Here is a 12,378-nt window from a genome sequence, read left to right as displayed (position 1 = left end):
TAAGCGAATGAGTGAGACGTTCAGTCTGGGCGTACTTGACCTTGTTCCAAGGTTAAACGATGCCACAGCGGAACAGGCACTTCAACAATCGGTGACACTTGCGCAACATGCCGAGGCTTGGGGATACGCCAGATACTGGACATCAGAGCATCACGATATGGCTGAACTGGCATCGGCCTCTCCCGAAGTACTGTTATCCCACATCGGAGCAAGGACAACAACGATCCAACTTGGCTCCGGTGCGGTCCTGTTGCCGCATTATAGCCCGCTCAAGGTTGCGGAGTCGTTCCGTCTGCTGGCTGCGCTCTATCCGGGGCGCATTGAGTTGGGGCTCGGACGTGCTCCTGGCGGTGGACCTCATGCCACGATGGCACTCAGTGGCAATTACTTGCAACATGTGTCCAAGCTGCCTGAATCGCTCGCAGCACTGACGGAACTGCTTGAAGACCGGTATACCTACGAGGATCATCCCGTGACGGCTCGTCCGATTCCCAAGCTTCCGTTATCGCTCTGGATGCTGGGTACAAACGTGAAGAGCGCAGAATTTGCGGCACGGTTTGGCATGGGATATGTCTTTGGTCAATTCATGAGTGATGCCGATGGCACAGAGGCTGTAAGGCGTTACCGAGAAGGATTTATTCCCAGTGCAACTATGAAGGAGCCTGAGGTTATGGTGGCAGTCAGCGTATTGTGTGCCGAGTCAGAGACGGATGCTTTGGCCTGGAGTCGTGACATGGCGGAGAAACGCAAGCTGGATGGGAAAGAACGTTCAACCGAGCAAGATACAAGTAGTAGCACGGTCTCTAACACGAATGATTCAACCAGTGCTGATCATAATGAATCGGTGCGGCACTATGCAGGTACACCTGAGCAGGTATGGGATCGATTGCAACAGGTGAGTCGCAGGCTGGATACGGAGAGGTTGCTTCTGGTTACGGCAGGACCAGATTATGAGCGCAGGCTGGATTCTTATCGATTGCTGGCTGAGCATAAGACAGCAATACTGAAGTAGACCGAGCACTCTTTATGATGAAAGCCGTTGAAATCTGAACAAACCGAAGAGCTGCAGATCGGGACTTTACCGTATGCTGCAGCTCTTCGATTTGGTTTTGTTAAGATTCAACAATCTTTTACAAAATCAAGCATCTTAATAATAAAATAATGTTATAATACTTTACGTCTATTTTCCTATCGATATAATATAGATAAGTTCTCTTGACAAGAGGTCAAAAGAAGGGGAAAACAATGACAAAGCACCTGAATTCGGGATGACCGAAGGGGTCAAGGGGGAAATCATATGTTCAGCAGATTTAAGATCAGGAGTATCGGTCTGCGTATCAGTATCGCGTTCTACTTGTTAATCCTCTGTTTAATTGTTTTGAGTGTCACGATTGTCACCCGGATGAATTCAATTGAATCTAACACTAACGAAATTACGAACAATTGGATGCCATCAATCCAGCAAATTAACCGGTTAAATTATACCACAGAGCATGTCCTGTCACTAAGTTATCGTCACTTTGACGCGGATGAAACAGACAAGGCATTCTTGTCAGAAGAGCGTACCAAGTATATTCGTGAAACGACGCAGGCGATTAAAATCTATGATCAGCAGGAGAAGTCTGCGGAAGAGCTCGAACACTGGAATGCGTTCAAGAACAAATGGGAAGCGTATCTCAAGATTAATACGCAATCGATCAAGCTAAGTGATGAGGGTCAGACACAGCTGGCGAAGGAAGTAGCTGATAAAGGTGCTGATTCCTTTGACACCATGCAAGTCGATCTGGATTATCTCGTGGAATACAATCAGGAACAGTCCAATCTGGCGGCGGCCCAAACGATCAGATCGGTGCAGGACGGTAGATTAATCATCATTATCGGTGTTCTTGTCATGATTGTCATTACAGCAATCAGCATTCCGATTATTCGTTCACAGGTCGTGAAACCACTGCTACGTGTCATTAGTGCGGTGAAACTGATTGCAGAAGGCCAATTGAATGTTCAGGACATACATACCAAACATGAGGATGAAGTTGGTGTTCTGGCCAAAGCGGTGAATGACATGAAAGGTAACCTGACTTCCATGGTTCTGAGCGTCAGACGAATTGCGGAAGCTGTTAATCTGCAAAGTGGGGAACTGGCAATATCCTCAGAAGAGGTTAAGATTGGTAGTCGCCAGATTGCTGTGACAATGGAAGAGTCAGCCAAGGCCGCAGAGAGCCAGGCAGAGACAGCCGTGGAATCAGCCCGTACGGTTGAAGCTTTGAATGATCACATTCAAAATCATACGGAACAAGGCAGCCGGCTGCGCGTCATGTCGGATCTTGTACTGGAGCAAGGGTTGAATGGTCGCAAGGTGATGGAACAATCCGTGCAGCAGATGCAACAGATTTCCGGTTCGGTCTCGGCTTCCATGAACAAGATGGAACGATTGAATCGTAAAAATGAAGATATTTCCAAGCTGGTTCAGGTCATTCATGACATTGCACGCCAAACCAATCTGCTGGCATTAAATGCCTCCATTGAGGCAGCGCGTGCGGGAGAGAGTGGACGCGGATTCGCCGTAGTGGCATCAGAAGTGAGGAAGTTATCTGAAGCTGTGCAGACTTCGGTTGAAGAGATCACGGCGATTACCGAGGATATTCAGCAGGAGTCACAAGGGGTGGTTGCGGAATTACGTACGAACGTTCAGGAGACCGAACTGGGTCAGGAACATGTGCTTACTTCAGGTCAACTCTTCCGTACAATTAATGAATCGGTGGAAAGCATGGTTGGTGTCATCGGCACTATGACAGATGGTCTCGCAGGCATGCAGGAAGCAAGCGGACGAATGAATGATTTCAGTCAGCAGATTTCCGCTGTTTCGGAGCAATCGGCAGCGAGTGTGGAAGAAGTTTCTGCATCGGCGGAAGAGCAGGTAAGTTCCATGGAGACGATTAGCGGCAACATTCAAAGCCTGAAAGAATTATCGGAAGATTTGCTTACATCCATTGAAAAATTAAAAATATAACCTTCTTCTTATAATAGAAGAAGCTGGAATCCCGCAGACGGCGATTGGTGAGAGTCTCAAAATAAAGTAAGGCGTTCCTCAATAATGGGAATGCCTTATTTTTTTTCTTTCCAAATAGATACGTGCAAATAAATGGATAGTTGTCTAGCAGTCTAACATTGTATACAATGACTACCTGAAGCAAACGTATGACTCGTATTCGATATTTCTTCAATGAGCTACTGTTTATATAGAAGAAACATGATTAATGAAGGAAGGAGAGGGGAATTTTGCCTGATGAAACACTTGGTATTAACGCTACTTCTGGGAAACACCTCTACACCTTTGCTTGCCACGAGAACGAGCGTGAATTATGCACGCTGGAGCTAAATACGCTACTTGAACCGAGTTCAGAGATCCGTATGGATATAGGAGCGTATGTGTGGTCCGAACGATGTATTCCACCTGGACGTAGCCCTTTTATCCATGGCAGACTGGACGTGATCGGTGAAGGGGACACGGTGACTGATTTTCTTCCTCTGGCCAAAGAGATCCAGCTGTTGCCAGAAGAGACATTTAAGGTGATTTGTCTGAAAGAAGGGGATCATGCCCCGGATTATGTACAGTCTCGTCAACTGGAAAAAGAAGTTGGCATGTGCATTAAAGGCAAGGCACAGATGAAGCAACCTAAGGTGACTTTCGGCCTAATTCAAACAGGGGAAAAATGGATCTTGGGCCAGTGGACAGAAGCAGATCGATCATGGCAGATTCACCGGCAGAAACCGCAAAATTACTCAACTGGATTTGGCATCACGCTCGCGAGAGCGCTGGTTAATATTGCCGTTCCGAACGTGGAAAAGCATCGTTTGCTTGATCCTTGCTGTGGTATGGGAACGGTTGTGATTGAAGCTTTATCCATGGGAATTGATGCAAAAGGTAACGATCTCAATCCTCTGGCTGTCCGAGGTGCACGTATCAATCTGCCGCATTATGGATATGATTCGAATCTAATCACACTAGGGGACATGAATGAACTGAAAGATTTGTATGATGCAGCAATTCTGGACATGCCCTACAATCTCTGCTCTGTACTTCCGGATGCTGAGCAACGAGCCATGCTGGAGAGTTTGCGCAGATTGGCAAAACGGGCAGTGATTGTTTCCACAGAGTGGGTAGAAGAGCACTTGTTGGAAGCGGGGTGGACTGTAAAAGAGTACCGAACAGTAAACAAAGGCACGTTTATACGTCATATTTGGCTGTGTATGTAAGCGCAAAAAAACAAAAACGCTACCTCTAAGGGAATTTAGATTTCCCAGAGGTAGCGTTTTTTATTGCGTACATATCCATTGAACTAACTGTTTAGACGAGAACGTAGAGGACAGAAAAAAACTGAAGAAGCGGAGCTAAAAGCTTTCTGCAAGAAAGCTGCATCGGAAGCATACTCTTCGCCTTTATTCACAGATTTTCATTTTTATAAAAGTGAATCAAAAAATCTGGGAATAACAGTGATCGGAAGGTTGTTCTGTCATCGGAGTTACAAGTCTAAATCTTTTTAGTTCAGTGTATATCGTTGATCTGATTTGCACAATATTGCATGGGAACGGGTGTTTGTGTTAATATTTATGACTATAATCCACAAGGTTCACCGGCAGGGTATCGCCAGCAACGTAAGCTTCCAGATTTTTAACGAAAATATCGATTGCTCGATCCGCGTATTGCTCTGTACTTCCTGCGATATGTGGCGTAATTAACACGTTATCCATGCCCCATAGCGGGTGGTCTGCCGGAAGGGGTTCTTCTTCAAAAACATCCAGTGCGGCGAAGGCAACATGGCCGTTTTGGAGTGCATTCAGCAACGCTTCCGTTTTCACACTGGGGCCACGTCCCACATTGACGAAGCAGGCGCCGGATCGGAACTGCTCAAATGCAGTTTGATCATATATATGTTTGGTTTCATCGGTCAACGGTAAAATGTTAATCACATAATCACCCTGGCTCAAGGCTTCATGTAAACCGGTCATATCATACATTTGATCCACGTTGGGGACATCTTTACCTGAGCGACGAATTCCGATCGTGCGCATGCCAAGTGCTTTGAGAATGCGAGCTGTTTCGGTTCCGATCTCACCAACACCAACGATGACCGCTGTTTTGCCGTGCAGTTCCGGCAGTGGTTTGGCAGGAGCTTTCCATTCGGCCTGCTGTTGATGCAGCATAGCTTGTCTCAGCCAGCGACTGTGGGACAACATCATGCCCAGAATAATTTCGGTGATTGGAATCGCGTGAACTCCATTTGCACTGGTGACCTGAATGTTCTTTTGTTGCAAATCTGCGAAGGGGAGATTGTCTACACCAGCAGACCAGACCTGAACCCACTTCAACAGGCTGTCCTGTTTCAATGCATGTTCTGTGACGAGTGGGGACCAGCCGAGAATAATCTCAGCTTCTTTCAACTCAGCGGGGTCCAATTCCTTGGCTTTTCCGAATGTCAGGGTGTACTTCGGTGCAGCATTCTGAATGCGTTGTTGCTGTTCTTCGGATAGAGATGGAAAACATACAATTTTGCCCATAATGTGTGGTCCTCCTGAGATAAATAGTTTGATGAGTTTGATAATTAAGTGTATCAGATTTGATGTTGGATGTGCATAAGGTGGGAAATGCAGGAATCTAGCCTTATTTGCAAATGGTTATCTTTGTGTCACTCTATACTTACCCAACTTGAAACGATATGTATAGTTATGAAATAATAGAGCGAACTTTAGAGAGGTGTATGCAATGAATAACCAATTACATCAGGATCATTCATCCCGACGGGAAAGATTGTTTGTAGCAATTCGTCTTCCTGTTGCTGTTCAGCAGTCTCTTCAGATGGATGCAAGGCTTGTACAGAACAAGCTAGATTTTCGTAAATGGACTGATCATCGGGATTATCATATAACCTTGCAATTTCTGGGGGATACATTAGTTAGTGACATCGGACATCTACGAAAAGCATTGCGCTCAGCAGCAAGCGGGTTTCAGCCGTTTGAACTTCAGTTTTCCTACTGGGGCACATTTGGACTTGAAGAAGCACCTAAGGTGCTTTGGAAAGGTGTTAGCGGAGAGATAGAGCACTTGTTTTCATTGCAAAAACAAATCGTGCAGGCGACTTCGCCCCTTGGATTTGAAGCTGAATTAAGACCTTATGCTCCCCACATTACCATTGCCAGAAAATATCTGGGACAGCTTCCAGGTAATGAGAATAAAGGGGTATCTGGAGTGCTTCCGGAACATTCCACAGGTGTTAATTCATGGATGGTGGAGGACATTGTACTTTATATGACAAGGCTGGGGCAATCGCCAATGTATGAGGTCATGGATACGTTCACTTTTTCCTGATAATCATTTTTATGCCATAAAATCACATTGACATAACGTTTATCCCTATGTAATATTAGCCATCGTTATTCAAATTCTTTTTTTTGGGTTACTTAGTTAAGGGAATTGTTTCGACAGGAGGAATCTTCGAATGAACATTATAAGCAAAAATCGTTGGGTAGCACCGATGTTATCAGTGCTGCTTGTATGTATAGTGGGGGTAAATGTCGTTCAGGCGACGGGGAAGTGGAATGAAGCTAGTGATAGTAAACAGATGACCGAACTTGCGGCTTCTGTGCAAAATAACCAAACATCTACGCAAGAAGAGAGGCGTATGATGGAAGATGGGACAAGTCTGTCTTCTAGTCTGTCTGCCCAAACCGGAGCGTGGACTGAATCTCTGCCAGCCAAGAACTGGCTTACGACTGCTCAAGAAGAGCAGGAACTGCAAGAAGCCAAGGCCAAGAACAAAGCTAGAGCGGTAGCTGCGGCCAAAGCCAAAAAAGAAGCTGCACTGAAATTGGCCAAAGTGAAACGTGCCAAAGAAGTCGCTGCTGTAACAACTCCCCCCCAAAAACTATACTTTACGCGGACCAAACTTCTGAACCAGGAAGACTCGAAACTTGCAACCTGGTCATACAGTGTGTCCGATAAAGAACTGCATCTGCTGCAAAAAATCGTCATGGCAGAGGCAGAAGGTGAACCGTACGAAGGCAAAGTGGCAGTTGCCAATGTTGTCTTAAACCGGCTGCGGTCAGCCAATTTTCCCGATACCATTTACAAGGTCATCTATCAGAAATCCCAGTTTAGTCCTGTAGCGAACGGACGTTTGAAACGTGTGGTTCCCAACGAGGACAGTATCAAAGCAGTGAATGCTGCGTTGAACGGGAAGAAGGAAGTTGCCGATGATACGTATTATTTCTTATCATTGACGCTTGCCGACGATCTGACAGTTGCCCGCTCGCAGAAAAAAGTTAAAACGATCGGTCATCATACTTTTTACAAGTAATCGACCCGTAAATTCTGCAAACAGGCAGGGTAGTTAACTGTGTGTGCATCACACGGCCCTTAAATAAGCCTGAATCGTAGTTTTATTTCGTTATTTAAAATATCGTTATACTCTAAATTACCCTTTTTTCTGCCAAATCATACGGTGGAATCAATGAAAATAAAAGAAGGTTCCCTTCCAAAAATTCGGAAGGGAACCTTCTTTGTATATCGTGGGCAATTGTCTTGTCCCCTATAACACCTCGTGAGAGCTGTTCTATAGGTCCATAGAGACGTCAGAATGGTATTCTGGTACCTGACAAGGACGTGGCAGCAATTCCGGCTGTGAAGCGCTCCACGGAGGTTTTTGTGACTTCGGGTGTAGTCGGGAACAATAAGTCATGAACAGCTTGAGCACAGCACTTCGGATCATAGACTGAATGGTTACCTGAATTATGCGCTACGTTCAGCGGGCTTTCAGCTTGAGAGGATGCCTGCTCACATAATTGTCTGAAACGATTGGTAATCACATCGGCAGAGTGAATGACCTGGCCGTATCCGGCTTGTACAAAGTATTCACAGTTCTCTTCCTCTTGACCTGCAAGCGGAGGAATGAACAACATCGGTAGACCCTTGGCCAGCGCTTCAGTGCATGTCATACCACCTGGCTTCGTGATCAGCACATCGGATACATCCATCAGTTTGCTTACTTCCCGTGTATATCCCAGAATACGAATATTCGGGTGCTGGAAGCAAGGCATTTCCTTCATCTTCGCGATCATTTTTTCATTGCTTCCTAGACAAAAGACCAATTGAACACGATCTGCCCAAGACGTGAGTGCTTTCATATGATCCTCATCAAAAGAAAGTCCCCATCCACCACCCATAAGTAACGCGGTAGGCATGTTCTGAAGCCCCATCTCTTCCCGTAGCTTCACCTTATCTCCTGCTTCCCAGAAGTCTGGATGCACAGGGATTCCCGTGATCTGAATGTGGGAGGAATCGACACCCCGGATCTCAAGCAATGCTTTGACCTGAGGGGTAGAGACCAGATATTTGTTCACTTCCGGATTAATCCATGTTCCGTGCACGTCATAATCCGTCACGACCGTATAGAGCGGGATATTCAGACCCTGTCGTTTAAGCCGGGAGATGACAGCATTTGGAAAAGGATGGGTACAGATCACTGCATCCGGTTTCAGTTGGGATACGACCTGTGCTGTCTGTGTATAGAAAATTCGGTGCAACGCCAGCTTGGTAAAACCATTTAATGATTTGTTGTACTGTGTGCGGTACAACAGGCTGACCAGTTTGGGTTGAACCGACAGTGTCTTTCGATATGCAGAGAAAATTAGTGGAGCTACCGTTGGGTTCAAAAATTTGCCTAGTTCAATGACACGACTGTGAACATGTGGACTGACTTTTTTGATGCCATGTGCCAGCGCATGAGCGGCCTGAGTGTGACCGGTACCGAAACCTTCCGATAATAAGAGCACTCTTGGTTTTCGCATGAGTTCACCTTTATTCATAAGTTTTAATTCAAAATGAAGATATTCATTGTTTATTCTAGCTATGGAATGCGTTATTACATGAATATACATTGAAGCGCAAAATCATGTTTCTTCTATGAATATTTACACCATATATCTTACAATGAGACAACCTAAACTTCATTATATATACGTATTATCTGAGTCATCTTACACTATAGACGACGACAGAAGGAGTTTCCACTGCATTTAGGTTAAAAAATATTAACACAATTTTTAAAATGTTAGGGTTGCAATCTGTTTTCGAAGGTGGTATTGTAGAATTTGACCGAATGACTGAATTGTATTTTTGGTCATTTATGTAGAGCGATTGAACAATGAATGAGATTAAAGGAGGGATATGATGGCTCCGATTGACAGGAGACAGCAGGTTATTCATGCAGCAGCCCAGTCGTTTGCCATGTTTGGATACAAAGCAACGACGATGGATCAGGTTGCCAAGATTGCGAATGTTGGCAAAGGAACGATCTATACGTTTTTCACCAATAAGGAACAATTGTTTGATCAGATTTTGGTAGAAGTGATCCAGGAAATGAAGAACATCGCGCATCGTGAAGTGCATCAGGAAAGTGCTTTTTTCGATAATCTGTTTCGAGTACTGGATGCATTGCTGGAGTTCCGCCGTGATCACGATCTGCTCGTTAAGTTATCACAGGAACTGAAGGACTTTGGAACACTGCAGGCCAAGGAAGGTTTGGACAAAGTGGAGAAGGTCATTTCCGACTTCCTGGCTCGGGAACTTGAGAAAGCAAAGGACAATGGAGAGATTCGGGATTGTGATCCACAAGTTGTCGCTTTTATGATGATTCGTCTGTATATTGCACTCACCTCAGACTGGAGTAAACAACATCAACCGCTGAGCAAAGAGGAAATCAAGACTTACTTTCGCCTTTTCTTAATGGAAGGAATTGCTGTTGTAACGTAATCCGAATTTAATCTACTATAATATAAGGATTTTTATGCGTATCAAGCAGTGAGGCTTGTCGGAAGACAGGTTGTTTTTTTGTCCTAAAGTGACTGTTTGAGTAAAGTGGTCAGTTCGTGTTTCAGGATGTTTTCTGGAATGCGACATTGTATTTCATTATAGTTATTCCTGCTTATGGAGCAGAGAGATTAAGGGGAGAAAATGACATGAAATCTTTATCCGTGTTTTTCAAGGATGTGGGATCGGCCGTGAGAAACCCGAAGGTGTTGATCCCTGTTATTGCAATTATGTTTATACCGATCCTGTATAGTGGCATCTATCTGGCAGCCTATTGGGACCCGTATGGTCATGTGGATGAGATGCCGGTTGCCGTTGTCAATCTGGATAAAGGCGCTGAGCTGGAAGGCAAATCACTTCATGTAGGTAGTGATCTGGTGGATGAGCTGAAGAAAAATGCCGATTTCAAATGGGATTTTGTCAGTGCGAGTCAAGCCAAAGAAGGCATGAGTAATGACAAATATTATATGCAAATTACGATTCCGGAGAACTTCTCATCCCAAGCAACAACATTGCTCGATGACAAGCCGGAGCCGGCTGATCTGATCTATGAACCGAATGGTAATTACAGTTTTGTCGGTGCACAGATCGGTAAGACCGCTATTAAGGACCTGAAAGCAAAAGTCTCAGCCAAAGTAACGGAATCCTATGCAGAGACATTACTCGACAAGTTCTCCGAAGTATCGGATGGCTTGGCTGAGGCAGGCGATGGGGCAGGTGAACTGAATACCGGCGCAGGCAAACTGGATGATGGTGCGGTTAAGCTCAAGGATAACCTGGAGAAGCTCGCATCCGGAACGCTTGAACTTCAGGAAGGACTTTCTCCATTAAGTGATGGTGTCAACGCGCTGCACACAGGGGCGACCAAGCTTGAAAGTGGAACATCGAATCTTGTATCCGGTCTGCAACAGCTTCAGACAGCTGCTTCTAGCCAGCTTCAGAGCGGAGCAGATCAGTTGAAGGATGGCAGCGCCAAGTTGGAAACCGGACTCCAGTCTTCACTGGATGGCACAAGTAAGTTGCAGGCTGGCCTAAAATCGTCAGAACAGGGCAGTGCGAAGCTGTCGGATGGTCTGCAAAGTGCTGTTCAGGGCAGCGGTACACTGGCAACAGGCCTGCAATCGGCTGTAGATGGCAGCGGCAAGGTTGCTGATGGAGCACAGAGTGTAGCCGCCGGATTGAAGCAGCTGGCTGCATCAAACCCCGAACTGGCTGAAAATGCGGATGTACAGAAACTGCTTGCGGCTAGTGAAGCGGTTGCGGATGGCAGTGCGCAATTACATGAAAGCGAGCAGAAACTTGCGCAGGGTGCAGATCAACTGCATCAGGGTAACCAGCAACTGGCTGCGGGTGCATCCGAGCTTCATGGTGGCCAGGAGCAACTCCTTGCTGGTGCAAACCAGCTGGTAGATGGACAAAAGCAATTGCTGGCAGGAGCCGGACAGCTCAGTCAAGGGGGAGCGAAGCTCTCCGATGGTCTGAAGCAGTTCAGCGGCAAACTGGGTGATGCTGCAAGTGGTGGTACTTTGCTCGCAAATGGTGCCAAGCAGCTGGGCTCAGGGACAACAGCTTTGCAAACGGGTGTAGGTAAACTCAGTGGTGGCGTTAATTCACTAACTGATGGTTCCAAGCAACTGGGTGATGGCGCAGGCAAACTGGCTGACGGTCTTACCGAGCTAAAAGATGGCTCAGGTGAGCTCGCAACCAAGTTGAATGATGCCGCGCAGAAAACATCCGAAGTTAAGAAAACGGATGATGTGGTGAACATGTTCGCTGAACCGGTAAACACCTCGGAGAACACAGCAGAGAACGTGAGCAATTATGGTACAGGATTAACCCCGTTCTTCCTGTCAATCGGTCTGTTTGTGGGATCGTTGATTTCTACGATTGTATTGAAAATGCGGGAAACGTCCGTACCTGGTGCAACAGGCTGGAATCGTTTTGTCAGCCGGACACTGGTATTTGGGTCCGTAAGTATTTTCCAATCAGTTATCGTGGCAAGTTTCATGTTATATGGTCTTGGACTGGAGACGCACAGCGTAGGGCTGTTCTATCTGTTTACCATTATTACGGGGCTGACCTTCATGTTGATCGTTCAGGCACTTGTAACCTGGCTGGATCTGCCTGGACGTTATGTTGTCATTCTGCTTCTGGTCTTCCAGCTTGCGGCTAGTGCAGGGACCTTCCCGGTAGAGCTGATTCCATCATGGCTTCAGGCATTTAGCCCTTGGTTGCCAATGACACACAGCATTATGGGCTTCAAAGCCGTTGTATCGAGTGGTAATCTGGATGTGATGTGGCATCAGGCAGGTATTCTTAGCATCTATGCAGGTGTATCCATTCTGCTGACGCTTGCTTACTTCCTCTGGAATGGCAGACGTCCGAAAAAAGAAGTCGAACAGGCTGATTCTGGTCAAGTTGTGACGGCATAAGTCGAACCTGATCTTCAGCAGGGTCATATTTTTGAAAAAAACTTTATTTTCTGTAGTGAAATTATGCAATATAGTAGTCAA

The 12,378-nt window shown here is 45.9% G+C and carries 9 protein-coding genes; 7 read left to right on the top strand and 2 right to left on the bottom strand.

Annotated elements, in window-relative coordinates:
• Positions 1-7 precede the first annotated feature (7 nt).
• The 3 genes from QVE09_RS20920 (at position 8) to QVE09_RS20910 (ending at position 4,257) form a co-directional block, all read left to right on the top strand.
• On the top strand, positions 8-1,012 hold the full coding sequence (locus tag QVE09_RS20920; protein ID WP_315938393.1) for an MsnO8 family LLM class oxidoreductase: 1,005 nt from the start codon (positions 8-10) through the stop codon (positions 1,010-1,012).
• A gap of 285 nt (positions 1,013-1,297) precedes the next feature.
• Positions 1,298-3,010: a methyl-accepting chemotaxis protein gene (locus tag QVE09_RS20915; RefSeq protein ID WP_315938333.1), complete on the top strand. Its 1,713-nt coding sequence runs from the start codon at positions 1,298-1,300 to the stop codon at positions 3,008-3,010.
• Positions 3,011-3,279: 269 nt separating this feature from the next.
• A complete protein-coding gene (locus tag QVE09_RS20910) occupies positions 3,280-4,257 on the top strand; it encodes a TRM11 family SAM-dependent methyltransferase (RefSeq protein WP_315938332.1) in 978 nt (325 codons plus the stop codon).
• Positions 4,258-4,602: 345 nt separating this feature from the next.
• Here the strand turns inward: QVE09_RS20910 and QVE09_RS20905 are convergent, their stop codons facing one another.
• Positions 4,603-5,559 (bottom strand): D-2-hydroxyacid dehydrogenase, encoded by a 957-nt coding sequence (locus QVE09_RS20905; RefSeq protein WP_315938331.1) that lies wholly within the window; start codon positions 5,557-5,559, stop codon positions 4,603-4,605.
• Positions 5,560-5,764: 205 nt separating this feature from the next.
• On the opposite strand from QVE09_RS20905, the gene thpR reads away from it, so the two are divergent.
• Together thpR and QVE09_RS20895 are read left to right on the top strand one after the other, a co-directional pair.
• Positions 5,765-6,367: an RNA 2',3'-cyclic phosphodiesterase gene (gene thpR, locus QVE09_RS20900; RefSeq protein ID WP_315938330.1), complete on the top strand. Its 603-nt coding sequence runs from the start codon at positions 5,765-5,767 to the stop codon at positions 6,365-6,367.
• A 130-nt stretch (positions 6,368-6,497) separates the two neighbouring features.
• On the top strand, positions 6,498-7,355 hold the full coding sequence (locus QVE09_RS20895; RefSeq protein WP_315938329.1) for a cell wall hydrolase: 858 nt from the start codon (positions 6,498-6,500) through the stop codon (positions 7,353-7,355).
• Positions 7,356-7,629: 274 nt separating this feature from the next.
• Here the strand turns inward: QVE09_RS20895 and QVE09_RS20890 are convergent, their stop codons facing one another.
• Entirely contained in the window at positions 7,630-8,844 is a 1,215-nt protein-coding gene (locus QVE09_RS20890; protein WP_315938328.1) for an MGDG synthase family glycosyltransferase, read from the bottom strand.
• A 382-nt stretch (positions 8,845-9,226) separates the two neighbouring features.
• Here QVE09_RS20890 and QVE09_RS20885 point away from each other — a divergent pair, with 382 nt between their 5' ends.
• Both QVE09_RS20885 and QVE09_RS20880 read left to right on the top strand, forming a co-directional pair.
• Positions 9,227-9,808 carry a TetR/AcrR family transcriptional regulator gene (locus tag QVE09_RS20885; protein WP_315938327.1) on the top strand — a complete coding sequence of 194 codons (582 nt, stop codon included), beginning with the start codon at positions 9,227-9,229 and terminating at the stop codon, positions 9,806-9,808.
• 206 nt (positions 9,809-10,014) lie between these two features.
• The gene (locus tag QVE09_RS20880; protein WP_315938326.1) at positions 10,015-12,297 is read left to right on the top strand and encodes a YhgE/Pip domain-containing protein; all 2,283 of its coding nucleotides are present in this window, start codon (positions 10,015-10,017) and stop codon (positions 12,295-12,297) included.
• The last annotated feature ends 81 nt before the right edge of the window (positions 12,298-12,378 follow it).

It is taken from the genome of Paenibacillus sp. ClWae2A, from assembly GCF_032452295.1.
GTDB lineage: Bacteria > Bacillota > Bacilli > Paenibacillales > Paenibacillaceae > Paenibacillus.
Note: the sequence above shows the minus strand (reverse complement) of the source record. Positions and strands in the feature narration are given on the sequence as shown.